The 17647-nt window shown below is 45.3% G+C and carries 13 protein-coding genes; 4 read left to right on the top strand and 9 right to left on the bottom strand.

Annotation, left to right across the window (positions count from 1 at the left end; translation table 11 throughout):
- Nucleotides 1-214: 214 nt before the first annotated feature.
- The 3 genes from VFC92_01710 (at nt 215) to VFC92_01720 (ending at nt 4663) form a co-directional block, all read left to right on the top strand.
- Nucleotides 215-1048 (top strand): GLPGLI family protein, encoded by an 834-nt coding sequence (locus tag VFC92_01710; protein ID HZK06892.1) that lies wholly within the window; start codon nt 215-217, stop codon nt 1046-1048.
- Nucleotides 1049-1146: 98 nt separating this feature from the next.
- The gene (locus VFC92_01715; GenBank protein HZK06893.1) at nt 1147-1971 is read left to right on the top strand and encodes a GLPGLI family protein; all 825 of its coding nucleotides are present in this window, start codon (nt 1147-1149) and stop codon (nt 1969-1971) included.
- 22 nt (nt 1972-1993) lie between these two features.
- Nucleotides 1994-4663, top strand: a complete 2670-nt coding sequence (locus VFC92_01720) for a carboxypeptidase-like regulatory domain-containing protein (protein HZK06894.1) — start codon at nt 1994-1996, stop codon at nt 4661-4663.
- 98 nt (nt 4664-4761) lie between these two features.
- Here VFC92_01720 and VFC92_01725 read toward each other — a convergent pair whose 3' ends face one another.
- The 7 genes from VFC92_01725 to VFC92_01755 form a co-directional block, all read right to left on the bottom strand.
- Nucleotides 4762-7317 (bottom strand): hypothetical protein, encoded by a 2556-nt coding sequence (locus VFC92_01725; protein HZK06895.1) that lies wholly within the window; start codon nt 7315-7317, stop codon nt 4762-4764.
- A 40-nt stretch (nt 7318-7357) separates the two neighbouring features.
- Nucleotides 7358-7906, bottom strand: a complete 549-nt coding sequence (locus VFC92_01730; GenBank protein HZK06896.1) for a DUF4402 domain-containing protein — start codon at nt 7904-7906, stop codon at nt 7358-7360.
- A 227-nt stretch (nt 7907-8133) separates the two neighbouring features.
- On the bottom strand, nt 8134-9015 hold the full coding sequence (locus VFC92_01735) for a hypothetical protein (protein ID HZK06897.1): 882 nt from the start codon (nt 9013-9015) through the stop codon (nt 8134-8136).
- A gap of 112 nt (nt 9016-9127) precedes the next feature.
- Nucleotides 9128-9640, bottom strand: coding sequence for a DUF4402 domain-containing protein (locus VFC92_01740; protein HZK06898.1), 513 nt, complete (start codon nt 9638-9640; stop codon nt 9128-9130).
- Between the two features lie 73 nt (nt 9641-9713).
- Nucleotides 9714-10229, bottom strand: coding sequence for a DUF4402 domain-containing protein (locus tag VFC92_01745; protein ID HZK06899.1), 516 nt, complete (start codon nt 10227-10229; stop codon nt 9714-9716).
- A gap of 607 nt (nt 10230-10836) precedes the next feature.
- Nucleotides 10837-11268 (bottom strand): hypothetical protein, encoded by a 432-nt coding sequence (locus tag VFC92_01750; protein HZK06900.1) that lies wholly within the window; start codon nt 11266-11268, stop codon nt 10837-10839.
- 669 nt (nt 11269-11937) lie between these two features.
- Nucleotides 11938-15636, bottom strand: coding sequence for a hypothetical protein (locus tag VFC92_01755; protein HZK06901.1), 3699 nt, complete (start codon nt 15634-15636; stop codon nt 11938-11940).
- Nucleotides 15637-15655: 19 nt separating this feature from the next.
- Here VFC92_01755 and VFC92_01760 point away from each other — a divergent pair, with 19 nt between their 5' ends.
- The gene (locus VFC92_01760) at nt 15656-15835 is read left to right on the top strand and encodes a hypothetical protein (GenBank protein HZK06902.1); all 180 of its coding nucleotides are present in this window, start codon (nt 15656-15658) and stop codon (nt 15833-15835) included.
- Nucleotides 15836-15891: 56 nt separating this feature from the next.
- Here the strand turns inward: VFC92_01760 and VFC92_01765 are convergent, their stop codons facing one another.
- Entirely contained in the window at nt 15892-16899 is a 1008-nt protein-coding gene (locus tag VFC92_01765; protein ID HZK06903.1) for a hypothetical protein, read from the bottom strand.
- Between the two features lie 103 nt (nt 16900-17002).
- On the bottom strand, nt 17003-17605 hold the full coding sequence (locus VFC92_01770; protein ID HZK06904.1) for a porin family protein: 603 nt from the start codon (nt 17603-17605) through the stop codon (nt 17003-17005).
- Nucleotides 17606-17647: the final 42 nt, after the last annotated feature.

Consider the following 17647-nt stretch of genomic DNA (forward strand, 5'->3'; position numbering starts at 1 on the left):
TCTGGTCAAACTTTAGTGTTAAAAAATCATTTACTTTCTCATGTTTTTTATGCTTACTTTCGTATTCAAATATCATGGAATGACAAGGACGATTTTACAATTGTTGACTTTTATGTGGAAGAAAAAAGAAAGATTTTTCCACCCAAAAACTCATGCTAAAGAATTTAAAGCATGAGGTTTTTTTATTTTTGATAAACTTTAATAATGAAGAATTATGAAAATTATAAAATCATTAATGATACTGTGTCTGCTAACCTCGATTACCACGACCCATCTTTCTGCGCAATTTTTGGCAGACTACCCGATAAAAGAAATTGAACCGGCAAAACTTATTGCAACATATTCTCTGCTGTATCAGGAAGATTCCCTTCCCCCACATTTTACAAGGCAGGAGGATATGATCTTGCTTCTTGGAAATACCATGAGCCTCTTTGTGAGCAAAGTTGGTTACAGCAATGAGTTGCATTTAAGAGAAATCTATAGCATGGAACAGTTTCAACAATGGGTAAACACGGTGCCTCCGCTGGCACGTATCAGTTACAGGATTTATAAAAAATTCCCCAAAGATCATCTTACTTTTACGCATACCGTTAATACCATTCCTATGAAATATGAGGAGCCGCTTGATCAGTTCGATTGGCAACTATCGGCAGATACAGCTACCATAGCAGGTTATCTGGCGCAGAAAGCCACCACCAATTATGGAGGGCGCCAATGGGTTGCCTGGTTCACTCCTGAGATTCCTGAAAACGATGGTCCTTACAAATTTTATGGCTTACCCGGCCTCATCATTAAAATTTATGATACGCATCATCATTATGTGTTCGAGCTATTAGAAATCACGCAGCCTAAAGAAAAGGGAATGATCGAATATCTGGAGCAGGATTTCACGGTGACCAACAAACAAAAGTATTTTAAGGCAATTGATGCGCATAATGCTTCACTTGTGAGTTGGGTAAAAGAAAAGGGTGGTGATGATAAAGTACAACAAAGCGCAGCCAGAGTGAGCGGAGAAAGGAATAATCCTATCGAATTGAAGCGCGACTAAAAACACAGTTAATTATTCTAAAAATACTTGCTTATTGTAAACTATTGGTTTAGTTTTGTGATCTGAAAAATGGTTTTGTCTTTTAAAAAATAGGCGTAATGAAAAAGCTAACAATATTTATAACAGCACTTTTGTTCCAGGCGGTAGCTATGGCGCAGTGGTTCGACAAAACGATAACTGAAATTGAGCCGACGGAACTGATCGTCCGTTACATGCTAAGCTATGTGGACGATTCGCTTGCGCTTAAAAATGTAAAACAAACCGAAATGATACTTTTCAGAGGTGGCAGCACCAGCAAATTTATCAGCAAAAACCGCTACACTTTTGATACGATCATGAAAAAAATCTCCTCGCATGAGCAGATGCAAGCCATCCTGATGGATCCAAGCCAACCCATAAAAGCAGGCCGATTTGACTATCGGATTTTTAAAAATTACCCCGAAGGTCACATTACCTATCTTGACCATATCTTACTGGGTGGCAGCTTTAGATACGAAGAGCCGCTAAATTTGATCGATTGGCAAATTGAACAACAAACCGATACGCTGGTCGGCTATCCTATACAGAAGGCTACCTGTACCTATGGCGGACGCGAATGGGTGGCCTGGTTTACGCCCGCAATTCCCTACAATGATGGCCCTTACAAATTCCATGGCCTTCCGGGATTGATTCTTAAAGTTTATGATGCCCGAAAGCAGTTTGTATTTGAGTTTCTTTCGGCCAACATACCTGCCGAACCCACCATGATAGAGCTTGTAGAAAGGGATTACATAACCACCACCCGTGAGAAATTTATGAAAGCCAGCGCAGCCAGTCGCAACAACATCACCAGCAGAATGAGCGAAACGGGTGTCGATATGGAAACCCAACAAAAGGCTGCCCGTATTATGGATCGGCGCAATAATCCCATAGAGCTGAAGTAGCTCATTTTAAATTTTCGTGATAATGACGAGCCGTAAATATTCTGCATTTCCAAAATTCATAGGCCTGGCTTGTACAATCATTCTTTTCTTATTTCTAACTCACTGCTTACGGGCGCAGGTTACCATCCACGGAAGTGTGACTGATACCACCGGAGTGGCCATACCACTGATCAACATTTTGGCCTACCCCGCCGGTGGCAGCGCACTTATTGCTTTCGCCGTAAGCGACGATAAGGGCGATTACAAAATGGTGGTAAAAAGCACCTTCGACAGCCTCGATGTTGAGGCCACCTCCATTCATTATCAAACGCTAAGGTATCGCATTGCAAACAGCAGCCAACAACGAAACTTTGTGCTGAGGCCAGACCTTAAACAGCTCGATATGTTCACTGTTAAAGCACAGCATATCCGGCAGCAAGGCGATACGATAAGTTATCTGGTGAGCCGTTTTATGCAGACCCAGGATCGCTCCATCGAAGATGTGTTGCGCCGCATGCCGGGCATCGAGATAGAATCGTCGGGCAGGATACTTTATGAAGGCGTACCCATAGAGAAATTTTATGTGGAAGGTCTCGACCTGATGGATGGCCGCTACGGGGTGGTGAGCAAAAATCTTCCTAAGGGATCGGTGAGCACGGTCGAGATATTAGAAAACCATCAGCCCATGCAAATCCTGCAGGATCGCGTCAGCTCGTTTCAGCCTTCGCTCAACCTGAACCTTCAGCACGATGTAACCGCCACCGGGACGGCACAATTGGGAATTGGCGCAAGCCCATTGCTATGGGAAGCCAACATCACGCCGATGGTTTTTACAAAAAACTTCCAGATGATCGCCTCTTACCAAACCAACAACATCGGCAATGATGCGGCGCTGCAACTCGAGGCTTTATCAGTGCAGGATATGATGAGAGGCATCGACCGAAAGACGGAAAGAATGGAACTGACAGGGCTGCAAAGCGTGACCCCTCCTGACATTGCGCCACAGCGCTATCTTGATAACCAGATTCATCTTGGAACTTTTAATAGCCTGCAACGGCTTGCGCGCAACCTGGAGCTTCGTGTAAACGTGGCTTACGTAAATGATTTCCAACAACAAAAGGCAGCAAGCCACCGAACGCTTTTTTACCCTTCCGATACTTTGCAATTTAGCGAAAGCGTAAGCAACAATCTTTACAAAGAGTACCTGCAGGCTTCCTTCGCGTTGCAGCGAAACGTGAAGAATAATTATTTGCAAAATACCCTATCCGTAAAATCCAATTGGGATCACCAAAGCGGGATTGTGGAAAATCAAACCGGGCTGGTAATCGAAAAGCTGCACAATCCTTTTGTGGCCATTTCCAACGATTTTCGTACGATTATCCCGGCAGGGGAAAAGCTGATTGATGTGCAGTCGTATATTTCGTTGGATCGAACTCCGCAAGAATTGCAGATAAATCCCGGTGTATTTGCAGAGGTTCTCAATCAGAACAGGCCGTATGAGCAGGTAAACCAATTTGCAGAAATACGTCGGTTTTATACACATCAATCTGCTGCGGTGGTGGTGGGTAGTAAAAAACTCTCCTTTACACCGCGCATTGGTTTCAGCTATAGGGATCAATTACTCGAAAGCTCTGTAATTATTACCGAAAATGGTGAAGAACGAAATGCAGGTGATGCTTTATTAAATGAAATAAAAAGTAGTGAGTTGCGCATTTATGGCGAAACAGGCATTGCGTACAAAACTCGATCGCTTACGCTTTCGCTGTTGCTGCCTTTGTCGTGGCAGGATGTGAATATCGATGATAAAAATTCGGAAAAGCAACAATCTGTCAGCAAACTGTTTTTCAATCCCAGGCTGACGGCTGATTACGGCTTCAACAATTTCTGGAGTATCCGCGGTACACTGCAAAGCTCCGCCCGCTTCGACGACCCTGCCACCACCACCTATGGTTTTATTCTGCGCGACTACCGCTACCTGAGCGTACACGATGTTCCGCTGGCCGACAGAAGCCGGCTTAGCGCCGGAGGTCATCTCTCGTATCGCGATCCCATCAGCGCATTTTTTAATAAACTGAGTTATGTTTTCACTTCAGCGCAAAGTAATTATGTGTATAGCAACCAGATCAACCCGGATGGATCGGCCTATGTGGAGGCGATAGAAATACCGCAAACCAATTACATTCACAGCGTCCAGCTCTATTCGAGCAAATATCTTGCAGCGCTAAAAGCTACCCTGAACCTGCGCGTAAGCCTGAGTCAGCATCTGGGCAAGTCACTGGTAAATGAAGAGTTGTTCGACACAAAAACGAATATCTGGCAGATCAAGCCCGAAGTGAATTTTAAAATCACCCGCTGGCTCAACTTTATTTATGATATGGATGCCACAACCTACGCCACCTTCGTTGATCAGGAACAAAAAAGCAGCGTCTCGATGCTCAAACATAAACTCAACGTATTTACCTTTCCCCGCCAAAACCAACTCGTGAGCATCACTTCCGAATATTATCACCTCGACGAAGCGCACAATGTTTTCGTGGACATACTTTATCGTTACACCTTTATCAAGAAAAAGATCGATCTGGAGTTTAGATGGAGCAACCTATTGAACAACGACACCTACACGAGCTATCTGGCCTGGGATTTTACGGTGTGGGAATCGACCTACCGGCTGCGCCCCTCACAGGCGGTGGTGAGTGTAAAGTTTAGTTTTTAAAAAATCAGGCTTTTTATCTACTTGCATTTGATTACACGTCAATCCGGTGACTTGGGTTGTTGCATCTTCATTTTGTGTAATAATATTCAGCGAAAGCGCTAATGGTTTTTCTTCAGTACAAAATCCAGCCCGTCCACAATGTCGCCCCACTCCGAGGCTTCGATGGTAAATTCGATCCGCCCGGGTGTAGCGGTCATGTTTATTTTTTGGAGCTGCTCCGCATTTATAGTAGCGTAGTAATTGCCGGGAGCCAATCCCAGGAAAGTGAAATAGCCGTCGCGTTCGCTCATCACCTGTTTTTTTAGCAGGCCGTTTTCGGTAAAAATATCGATGAGCACACGTCCCTGGGCTTTTACGGAGGTGCTATCCTGCAGGTAAACCATGCCGTTGATTTCGCCCATTGGGTACACCGGGATTTCGATGCGTTTAAACTGGTTGGGATCGATAAAAATCTCTAACGTTTTATCACGCAGTTGCCAGGCAATATTCTCGAAGCCGGAGTTGTCCATTTCGAGCAGGTAGCTGGTGTAGGGTTCCAGGTCCATCACGCGGGTTAGCGAATCTTTGCTACGGGTGAGGAAGCGACCGCCGTTGATGCGTAGCTCCAAACCGGTGATGAGTGGCTCGCCGGGGTCGCGGGTATTGTTGAAGTTGATGTCGAGAAAAGGCATCAGCGTGAGGGCGCCGCGGCCGGTAACGGACCTGTTGTCGGTGTGTACGTATCCATCGCCGGTGTCGAAAGCCAGGCTGCCTTGCAGACCTTGCGAGGTTTGAATGCTGTTGTTGCCGAAACGACTCGAAACGCTCGTTTGCACAAAAGGAAGGTCGTACCTGAACGACACATTTACACTGCGTGTTTTGCCGCGCAGATTCTCCTCGTAGTTGACGGAGGCATAACCTGAGCGTGAAATACGTTTTTCTAATTCTGCCCGGTAGGATATAATTTCAGGTTTGTTAATATCAATTTGTGCCTGCCCGCGAGCCGTAAAACCTTTGCCCAGCCGCATACTCGCCGAAAGGTTGCTGTTGATAAACGGGCGGATGCTGTTCGTCCAGTTGGCGTTGGAGGTCAGGTTGACGCTCACAGGGCCAAATGTGCTTGAAATTAAAAACTCGGCCGTGTTGTAGGTAAAATTTTCATAAACATTTTGCTTAAAGCCCAGTCGGGTATAGCCATTAAAAAAGGCCAGCTTTACCGGGATCGAAACTGTGAGGGAACGTTCTTCAAGATAGTTGAAACGGATCACCTCCTGGCCGGGTTGGTAGCGGGCATATTTTGCTTCAAAGGTGGCGCTCGACGAGAGTCGATAACTCACCAAAGCCTGCGTCCGAACCTTGTCTGCATATTCGGCCGTGAGCAGCAGGTTGCTAAATGGCGAGAACGAGCCGCTGACAAAAGGAATGCCTTGATTATCTTTTAAAAAAGAATAATACTCCATGCCTCCCCCCAGCGTCATAAAACGGTTGACGCCATAGCTGGCCTCTGCGCGTGTAAATGTCGATTGCAGCGTATCGTCAACCATCCCGCCGCGGATTACATATTCCAGCTCGCCCTTAGGCAAAAAGTTGTACGGTATGCTGATGGGCTCCTTTCGGATGCGCTCTTCTCCATACGGCCCATAGAGTTTTACCACCACCTCCGAAGCGCCATACACCAGCGGCACTTCAAAGCTGTAAAACCCCGAAGCATCAGCTTTCATATAATTCACCAGCACATTGTTGATGTAAAGTTCCACCGTCCAGCCCGGCTCGGCATAGCCCGTCAGTGTGTATTCGCCAAAAGAACGCCTGAAACTCGTTGGAGTATTGGTCACCATCACGCCATAAAACGGATCGTACACCGAAGCAATGGAGCCGGGGTTGATCTTTCCGGCAACCACCTGGCGGATGTATTTGGATTTGTTGTTGGCCCAGCGCCACGAAAATTGCTGGTTGCGCGGCTCAAAACCATTGTCGGTGCTGTAGTTGAGAATTGCGTTGGTTTCGCCGCCCAGCAGTTCGGCGCCTATAGCCGTCGAGAAACGGGTATTAGTAGTTTGCCCGCTGGTTTGCGTAGAATAGATTGCCCAATCAATCATTCCAAATTTCAGCCAATGGTATTTCCGGCCGATGGTGGTATCCACCTGCACTTCGCCCTTCAGCATTTCGATATTTTTGCGCATCTGTGCCAGGCGCATGTCGCGTATAACCGGCAGCTCCATATCGGTTTTGATCTCCACTGTCAGCGCTCTGAAATTAAAAGTGCTGTAAAGACCAAAAGCCCGCCCAAAGATTCCTGTATAAAGATAAAGCCCTGAACTGGTTTTAAGGATATCTTTTTCTTTTAGTCGGGTGGTATCAGCGTTTAGGGCAATGTATCGCTGAGGATAATTTATGATGTAAGGTTTGCTTTCCTGCAAAAGGTACCCGGTGATGGTGTCGTAGCGCTCGGAAGTTTGCTGATTGATACGCAACACGGTAAACAAATCTGTTATGGGAAGATACAATCGATTGTCCGGGTATGAATAGATGCTGTTGATTTCGTATCCGCCGATGCCTTGCACTTTCAAAAAAACCAGAATCTCTTCGTAATCTTCACTTAAATCCTGCGCCTTAGCTCCAAACGCCGACAGGAGAAGTAAAAATAAAAGTATGAGATGGTTTTTTTTCCACATAGATTTAACGCCAGACTTTTCCCACATGGCGGCTGGATGCTCATTCCTGAATAAAAGTAACACTAAACTGTCCTTCGTATGCGCCGGCGGGGTTGGCGGTAGTGCTGCCCACGAATAGTGTACCTCCTACTCCTACAGGATTGTAAAACGGATGTCCTCCTGTAGTCACAAAACTGCTCCCCTTGTCGGCTGGCCCCACCTGCATGTTCATGCTGCCACCGCCGCCAATGCGGTGAAGCGGCACTTGTGGTTCCAGAATAATTTGTACCAACCGCCCCGGAATGAGTTTTATTTCAAAGATTGCCTGGTTAAAATTCCCTCCCATTAGGATGACTGTTTCTGTTGATGTGCGAAAACCTTCCGGACTGATGACTACTGTGCCGCCGCTTGCCCCTGTGGTAAAGCTTCCAAAGTTGAGCTGCTGCACACTGAATACCTCCATCTGGTTGGGCGGCGGAAAAGGTGTTTGCTGTGCGCTGACTTTGTGGATGCCAGGCAGCAGTGCCAACATAAAAAACAATACTATTCCCAAGCCGCAGCTGTTGCTGAGACGTAGTATTTGTTTTATTTGTTGTTTGTAAAAAGTCATTTTTTTATTTTTAGCTCTGATGCGAAATGGTGTGATCCATCAATATCAGAATTCATATTCATCCTGAAAAAACCTCACTCGTTGGCTAAATAATACCATGGCGTCATTATAAAATGACGAAGGCCTCAAGGTAGGGTAGAACCTGGCAAATCTGAACTCACCACTTCACAAGCGCATTGATGTTTCAGGCTATGGCTTAAAATAAAAGCGGGAAACTCAGGCTGGTTTTATTTTAGCGACAACTCCTTCTCGGCCAGTAATTTTTCCTTTCCCTCTTCAGCATCTTTGTAGCGCACCACCAATTTGCCTTCGTCGTAGTTTACACCTTCGGTTTTTTTCAGCTCCAGCTGAAACCGGCGTGAGTCGTTGGGTGTATAAACCGCGATGCCCCGCACGAGACCCACCTGCTCGGAAGCACCTTTCGGCGACATATAGTCAACTGTAAGGTCGCCATACACCGACTTGTTTCCGTTGCGCATAAGCGTAAGGCTGAGCATCGTTGTGGTATCGTTCACCGTTTCCAGTTGCATATTGTCGAGGGAAACGGTTGCCTCTGCTTCACCCACCCTTACAATCACCGGAATGGTGATACCAAAAATCGGTGTAAGGCGGATGCCGATGGCGGTGGTATCTTCGAGAGGTTCGTCAAGTCCCAAAGCATCTTCTTTAGGTACGGCTCTGAAATACATGTGCGAGCGGTATTCGCCCGGCACCATTTCGTTGGAGCGCCGCAACTGCATCCGCACCATTTGCGCTTCGCCGGGAGCCAGCGTAACCATGCGCGGAAAATAACGGATGATTTTGTCGGCAAACATCTGCCCGGGATCGGGTTCTTCTATTTGCTCAAAACTCCCGTCGGGTGTCATGCGATACTGCACAAAAGATACGGAGTAGGTAGCCGAATCCTGACCGGTGTTGGCCAGGTTGATTTCCTGCGACGATTTGTTGCCCTCAAAAACCACCCGCCGTGGGGTGATAAGTAAATTGCCCTGAGCTATTGCGCTGCTGCTGATAAGCATGAGCGACAGGATAAACAGGCTGGCGAGTGCTTTGGCTGAAGTCATGAAGCGCCGCTTTGCTGATGTAATGTTGGTGTAATTGTGTAACATTGGCTGTGTTATTTAATGTTTCGTCAAAACTACAAACATTTTTAATTGGTGAATAAAAAAACGCTGTGAACTTCACAGCGTTTAATATTTAAAAGTGTGCTCATTTTTGAAATTAGTTGTAGGCAAAGGTCAGTTGAAAGGTGCCCGAATAAATTCCCACAGGATTTTCGTCGTACGAACCCACGCTTAGCGTGGCGCCGATACTTACTATTCTGTTGCCATTGGTGAGCACTCCGGGGCCATTTTCTACCGGCGGGTCGGCTACCCAATTTTCTACAAACATGGTCTTGCTCGATTCCTGGTGTATCAGCACTGCAGGGCCGTCGGGCAGTTGCAGCGTAAACGAAGCCTCCGGTGCGCCGGTAATCTGAAAAATGCCGGGGCCATAAGGGCTGGCCACGCCGATAACTGATCCCTGAATGGTACGCGAACCATCCGGGTTGATGATGATGTCGCCGCCATTCATATCCGTCGAAAAGCGGCCAAAGTTGAGTTGGTCGGTTTCGTTGGCCGTAAGTGCCTCTATGATCTCCGCAAAAGCCTGGGCAGTAATGGTTGACTGAGCCACAGCGCTTGCCGAAAGAAACAAAGAGAACAGAAACGTTATGATGATGTTGCGGGTCATATTGGTATTAAATTATCAAAAAACAAAAAAAGGCAAACCAATTTAGTTTGCCTTTTTATAAATCTTTTATGTTCTAGTTGTAGGCAACGGTAACAGAGAGAGCACTTGCATTAGTGTATGATCCTGCAGCCTGATTAGCTTTCACATTAATTGTAGCGCCAACTGTGAGAGTTTCAGTTCCACCTGTTAATACACCAGTAGGTGTAGGTGTGGATGTGAAAGCATTTACTTCCATTGTATTTCCACCGGATTCAACATTGAAAGTTGTTGGCAATACAATTGAATAGGTGGCATCTGCTAATCCAGTAACAGTAAATGATGCGGCTGAGATTGTCCCAGGTGTAGTGGTTGGCAGTCCCAGCGGTTCAGTTGAACTTCTCATTCCTGCAGGAGTAATGGTAACAGCTTGATCGTTAGTTAAAGCAGCAATATTGCCAAAGTTCAAATCAACTTCTTTAGTTATAGCTATAGGAGCTATAATGGTAGCATTTGTTACTGCTGTTTCAGTTGCAGGGCCTTGTGCATTAACACTCTGGAAAGCAAAAGTCATCAGAAAGAGACCAGCGAAAAGAATTGCAAATTTTTTCATAGTAAATTAATTTTTAAAAGTTCGTTTGTTGATTAAATTATAAATTTCTTGTTTAAGAATATTCAATTACAATAATGGATTGATTCAAAATTTTGTCACCGATAATATCAAACATAAAATGGGCAGAATTGTAGTGAAGCCGAATTCCGTTGTTCCATTTTCACGAATGGTTAAGCTGTAACATTCAAAGTGTTTTTTTGAAAGGCTTTGGAGCCTTGTTTTCAAAAATTATTCATTTTGGGAAAGCCTAATATAAAAACGAGGTTAGATTTTGATTAACTATCAATGAAAGGCTACTTCCTTCTACCCGTCATCAATCAATCAGTAATTCAATGAACTTGTTGTAAATAATTTTGCAAAGAAAATAATTAAAGCATAACCCATCTTTATTTTTTTGCTTTTGTTTGCTTTTATATGCTTTTGTATGCCTTTGTTAGAGCGAACGGTTTTTTCCATAAATCGATCTTCGTCTATAACTGAACATTCGGCGTGAAGTGGATAACCTGCGGGCTTTATTCGGACAACATTGTCTTCAAAACATAAAGCCATTTTTCTTTTTTAATAAACAGTATCCACTGTTAAAAAAACAATCAGATCAGCAATTGATTTAGTTATAAATGAAATTGATGTTGTAACCACCCACATACTGTTGTTGCTTTTGTGAAAGGATTTTACTATCAGCGGTAGCATGAAGATTTAGCTGGCCATGTCCGTTGGCGTCAAGAATTTTGGTGGATTGCAGCGATGCATCGATTGTTGTAAAGGATATAAATCCCCGATCTTCATTTTGAATGTCACTATTTTTGATCATGATATTGCAAATCGCAGAAGACTTACCACTTACGCTGATGTTCCCAAGGTTGATTTTATCGACAGAATCATCTCGATGAAGTGTCAGGATGTTATGGGTTGCAGGTGCTATTGTCGTGGCTTCAACTACTTCGGCGGTTACATGCGCTGTAACTATTACCTGAGCTATAATTCCGGGCACATATGCGAGCCAGATAATTAACATGCCGATGTAAAGGAGCGTTTTCATGATGTAAAGAAAATATCAATAAACGCCTACAAGATAGTTGATAAAGCATTGTTTACAAAACCATACAGTAAAATTAATAACAAAAATTCATAGTTGAAGGCATAACACTCTAAGGATATGTAAGATAGTATTCTTAACTAGAATGTTTAAAAGGAGGCTTTTTCATTTGTGAAGAGTCGTAAATCGAATGCTCAAAAACCAGACCAATACCTTGATCTTAGCGGTCAATGGAAAGATGAAAGGGAAATAACTATTTGGTGCCTGTCCAAAGAGTCGATAGCTTTATGACCAAAACTAAAATTTCAATATTCGTGATGGCTCTGAAGATTGAGTTATAAATATTGAAATTTATTGCGATTGCCTACAACGGTTACCGACGGTTGTTTTTCTGTTATTTGAAATTTAGTTGTGAAGTGCCATAATTGAGCTAAAGGAGTGCTACAAATGGCTACATCACTTTTTATGGTAAGTGGCTACTCCTCCTGCGATTTATCCCGGTCTTTGATCTTAATGTAGCGGCTACGTTTCTTTGGTACCAAAGGCACGAGTCCATCTTTTGCGATTATTACTTCATGGCCTGCTTTTATTAGTAAAGTCTTAATTAGACCTCTCATAAACTCATCATCATCAATTACCACAATGTTACTAATAACTATTTTATTTTTTCGGTTAAAGAACAATTTTATTAATGGCTTTGCCCTGATCATTTTGTACTCTCACGAGAAACATTCCGTGTCGGCCTGTCATCGGAAATTTCGTTTGGCTCCCGCCTTCGATGTTTTTGTCGAGTAGCAGATTTCCCATTGGATCAAATACCTTTACAGCACAGGGTTGTTCGATCAATCGCAAGTCGATGGTGAGGATGCCATCATAAGCAAAGATGCGCACCGGCAGCGGCTGATGCGGGTCGGGAAACAGGCCTTCCTGCAGTTGCAACACAAAACGTCCCGTTTCATCTTTTGGCGAAGCCTGGAAAAGGTATTCGTCCGTTTCGAGAAGATTGATGCGTTGGCCGGTTTTATTATCAATTAAAATAGCCGTTTGAATCATCTCCTCTTCAAACCAGGAGGTGATGCGGTAGTTGCCGGCAGCCCCGGCACGAAAGGCAACGGGTATTACCGGATGATCGGCAACCGAGTCGAAAAGCACAGAGGAATAAAATTGTCCCTTGTCAGGAATCCACAGCGCCGGCGCGGTTTTTACAAAGCTAAATCGTTTGTAAGAACCGGAGGCTTTGTCGTGTTTGTCGAGGCCGATGAGGATTTCATCTTCACCAAAGCCATCTGCGGAAGAAACGGTGAGGAAAAACTGATCAGGACGTTGGGTAGTACTTTTGAGCCACTCGGAAGCATTGTCGTGCACGCGCACATTGTTGTTCATGCTGATGGTCCCGTTTTGTGCCGCCTGTACAAAAAATCCCTGCGTGGGCGCAATGTAGCGTGTTACGCCCAGGGTACCCATATCGCCGATGGCTGCCGAGTTGTACACCCCATAATTGTAGGCGGTATCGTTCCAGATCCAAACGGAGTAACCGCCGGCAGTTTGCTGCAAGCTATTGCGGTTCCAGCCGCCGGCTTTCCAGTCGATGGACGATGGATAAGGATTGCCAAGCTGATTGCTGCCAAAGACGGCGCCCACACCCGTTGTTTTGGTAACAGGTACGCTCACCTCACCGTTATTAAGTGTGCCTCCGAAAACGAGCGTAGGATATTGTTGTTCGTATTCCACCATGTAGCCGCGTCCCTGCAAAAAGTTGTTGTTGCCGTTGGCGGTGAGCCAGGTGGGCGGATAGCTGTCGTTGAGCAGATAAACCCATGAGGTGTCGGGTTCGTGCCAGGTATAAAAATCGTAGCCGGTGCCGTCGGCATAGAAGCCTGATGGCGTAAAGCTGCCCGATATAGGCTGGTCGGTCATGGGTGAAGAGAGAATATGCCAGGTTTCGGCCTCGCCGGGGATGTAGCGTTGGAAAGTACCAGCTACTCCTGCTGTGTTATGAATCAGCGAGCCGGTACCAGCAGCTGTGGATGCAATCACCAAACCGCTGTTGCCTGCATCATTAGTAATAGTTTGTGAAACAGTAAGAGTGCTGTTGGGTGAAAGGGTAAGGGAGGCGCCGGCATCAATAGAAATATTTCTGATAACAGGCGTGGTGCTGATAACAGGATCGTGGGGTGTAATGGGAATCTCGACGTCCGAACCTGCCGTGGGCACCGTGAAGGTGTACCAGTTGTTGGCGTTTTCCCATGCCGACGACACCACACCTGTCCAAATGCCGGTAGAAACCAGATAGGCCTGCAGGTTCCAGTCGCCATCATAGCCTGCCGACTCCAGGGTAGCCCAATTGGTTGGGTCGTTGGGATCGAATCTGTACATATTACCTTTTCCGTTTTGGATGGTAATATCATCTGTTCCACCCGGGCGTGAGGTGCCCGAATGATTGTACTCAACGCCAAACCATAGCTCTTTTGAATAATCGATGACATAGGGTTGATTTAAAACAATTTCATTCCAGCTGTCGGCTGCCGCAACAAAAGGCTGACTATAAACTTCCACCAAATTCTGCTGGTTTGTTCCCTGCCAGATTTTTGCGGTTGAACTTACAGGCATGTCCCCCACAAAAACTCTGAGGCGGGTCATTTGTCGGTTTGTGAGATAAGCATAATCAGATTGTTGAAATCTTACGGCCGTTTGAAATATTCCGCCGGAGGCGCGGCCCCGCAGCTGGGTGTTTATATTATCATCCCATTTAAGCCAGTCGTTTGGATTGCTGATGTAAATGTAATCTGTTTTGGTGTTGGTGTATGCATCGTTGATTGTAAGCGTCACCGTTTTTGGCCCCGCCGAAGGATAAATGACATTGTGTGGACCCTTTGTATTGGCAGTAGCAGGAATGGCACCGCTGCCAAAATCCCAGTCCCAATCGGTGACAGCTTCAATGCTGTTATCAGTAAAAGTTACTGTTTCGCCGGTATAGGTATTCAACGGAGTGGCATAAAATTGTGGTGAAAGGATCATTTTATAATAGACCGTGATCTTCCAACTGTTGGTTCTTACATAGTTGTCCCAAGTATCACATCCTTTATGGCCAAGAGTTGAACGCGTGCGACCGGCATGTAATTCAAAAAGGATATTACCGCCACCCGTTACACCATTGGCAATGGTTAGATCTGAGCGGGTATAATCTTGTGTTCCTGCAACACCTGATCCATGGGTGATAGATGTTTCTTTAGTGCCTCCTGCCGACACACACCACAACTGCGAACGTTGATCCGCCCTAAAGCCAAGCAACTTTGCTTTCATCGCATATTTTACGTCCACTCCTGTAATGGTGGCTCCAATAGGAATAGGAACGGTAAGTTGCCCGGGACACCGGGAATAGTCACCAACTTCTTCGAATTGATTATCTGTTTCGATTCGCCCATCCGTGTAGTTAGCGGTAGCTATCAGGGTGGGGATATTGATGTAAACATAGGCAGGCTTGGTTTTGGTGGTATTTCCGTTTACTGTCAGGCTGATAGTTTTGTAGCCGGGAGTAGCGTAACTCACCGTATGAGGGCCTTTTGTTGTTGCTGTTGCAGGAGTAGCATCTGCGCCAAAGTTCCAGTTCCAGCTTGTTACATCTCCCGTGGTTGTGCTGGTAAAAACAACTGGCTGCGACACCTCGGCTGCGGTAGGAGATGCAGTAAAATTAGGAACCGGATCAACGGTATAGTTTATCGTAATTTTCCAACTCTTGTTATCCACCCGGTTAACATTTTGGTCGCATCCACTAAAATGATTTGTACGCCCGGCATGAAGCTGAAATTGGATATTCCCTCCTCCGGTTACATTATTGGCGATATTCAGGCCGGTCCGGCTGTAAGTTTGTGTGCCGGTTTTGTTGCCTGTTCCGGAATAGACCTGCATCTCGTTGGTTCCTCCCGGTGAGGTACATCGCAACTGTGAGCGCTGTTCAGACATATTTCCAACCCGACTATTCCCCCTTTTGGCTGTCATTGCATATTCCACATCCACCGAAGTGATAATAGCATTTGTCGGAATATCTATAGAGAGCGTACCCGGACAAGTGGAGCTTTGTCCCATCGACTGGAACCCTAAATCGGTATCAATAATGCCAGAATTGTAAATCTCGCTAATTGAACTTTTTGTAGAAGATGGATTAAAATTATCAGCTTTTGGTGGGGATGCAACGGGATTATTTTCAAAAGCAGCGCGTTTAGAAGATACAGCATGTAATAGCGGCACAGCCACTGTGTCGGTTTTGGCAATGACGGTAGGTTGTGTAAAAGCCGGGATACTTAATAATAAGGAGCCAATTAATAAACCATGAAAATAATGGTAGATTTTTCCATGGGCACAAAATTTCATTTTTTTCATAATACAAATCATGAGCTTTACATCCATAATTTTGGACGGTGAAGGTAAAAAAAATTTTACAACATCAAAATTTGAAACCAATATAAAAGCATGGCGCGTGGCGCGTGGCGCGTGGCACAAGGCGCAAGGCGCAGGGCGCAAAGAGCAGGGCGCAGAAAGCAAAGCGCAGGATATTTACAAAATTCTTTAGGGCTGGCATCCCTTCCATTTCCTACTGACTGCCGACTGAGATCTGCCGACTGCTGATCACGGCGTTACTTCTCCTCGTGGCTTGTAGCCCGAGTTTTTTAGGACATCTTGCGCCTGGGTATTAATAAATAATTCTTCGGGCGAAACATTTTTGTTTTTTTTCATAAATGAACGAACGATTTGCCAACCCACCCACTCGCCAATGCGCGGCGGTGAGGTGGTGGAGAAGTCAGATGTAAATGGGCCATCGGCAAAAAATTTGCGAAGCACATGTGTTTCTGACGAATAAAGCAGATCATTTTGTATGATGAATGACCAGATGTTGGCCTCGTTTTGTCGGCACCATTCGAGCTGTGCCAGGGTAAATCCGATTTTGATGCTGTCGGGGGTGGCGGGTAACATGGCGTCGAGGAACCAGAGCTGGCGACCTTTATCGATGGCCTGTTCCAGAAAAGTGGTGCCGGGGCGCAGCGCAAAATGATACAGATACAGTTCGTGAATGCCGTCGCGAACCAGATATTCGGGTGTCATCGTTCGGATGGCATAAAGCGGAAGACGCATTTTGCGGTAGGTTTCAAGGCCGGTGCCCAAATACATGTCGAGAGCGATGATCATATCTTCGTTAAAAAACTGCACCGGGTTTTCGTAAAGCAACCCTGACACGTAGCTGAAAATATCGGGCAGCGCACGATCAGGGAAGAAATATCTGAATCGTTTGAATGCCTCGGTAAAATCGCACTCGTAAGGCGTGAGATCGGGAAATACTTTCAGCGTTTTTTCGTAAAGCTGGTAGTTGAGCGGATCGGTAATAAACTCGTGCAGCCGCATGATGTTGAGCGTGTCGTCGAGGTCGGCATCCAAAAACACCGGAAACTCTGGAGCAATGGCTTTAAGCTGCGCCTGCATGCTGTCGGGAGCTATTTCAAAGAGGGCTTTCTCGTAGCGTTCTATGCGGACAGGTTTAATTTCTATGTCGCGGGTATCGATGTCGAGCCTGCTGCGCTCGCCACCGCAGGCAGAGAGCAGAATAGTGAAGAGAAAAATTAATAATTGATTAACTTTCATTTTTGTTTGGCTTTTAGCTATTGCGATAAGCAAAAAAAGTGTCAACATTTAAAAAGATGCTGACACTTTTTGTTAACCCGCCGGCGGGAAATATTATTGTTGGTTAGATGATTTTCCAGCCCAGCGATATAGAGAATACATTGTTTCTGGAATTAAAGTTCATCTCGCTTGCTCTTTCGATCACTTCATTGAGCCCAATCTGATAACGCACGTCGAGCGTAAACATCAGCACGTCCACGCCTGCTCCTAAGTTCAATCCCCAGATCATGTCCTTGATATCGCTTTTCTCCAGTACTTCAATACCATTTTTAGTTTTGATTTTTTTATTCACGATGAATGATCCGGACGGTCCGGCCATTACGCGGATGTTGGCTATTCCCAGATTGATAATTCGCCATCCTACCAGCACGGGTATTTCGATGGTTTTCAGATCGATCTCCTGATTAATCGGATTTGGAGAGGCTTGATCGGACGTTTTAAATACGCCGCCACGTGTCATCCAATTGACTTCAGGTTGCAGATAGATTTTGTTGCCAACACGCAGAAACACCCCAAAGTTGAAGGAGTTTTTCAGGTCGGACTTGATTCCTTCAACATCTTCTGTGAGTTTGGAGGTGTTGAAACCAACTTTCGGGCCTAACGAAATTTGGCCAAAGGCAAAGCCAGCAGACAAAAGCAGGATCATAACAAAGGTAAATCGTTTCATAATTTTTACGTGTTTAGTTATTGATAATTGGCAGCAAATATA

It is taken from the genome of Bacteroidales bacterium (assembly GCA_035647615.1).
Lineage (GTDB): Bacteria > Bacteroidota > Bacteroidia > Bacteroidales > 4484-276 > SABY01.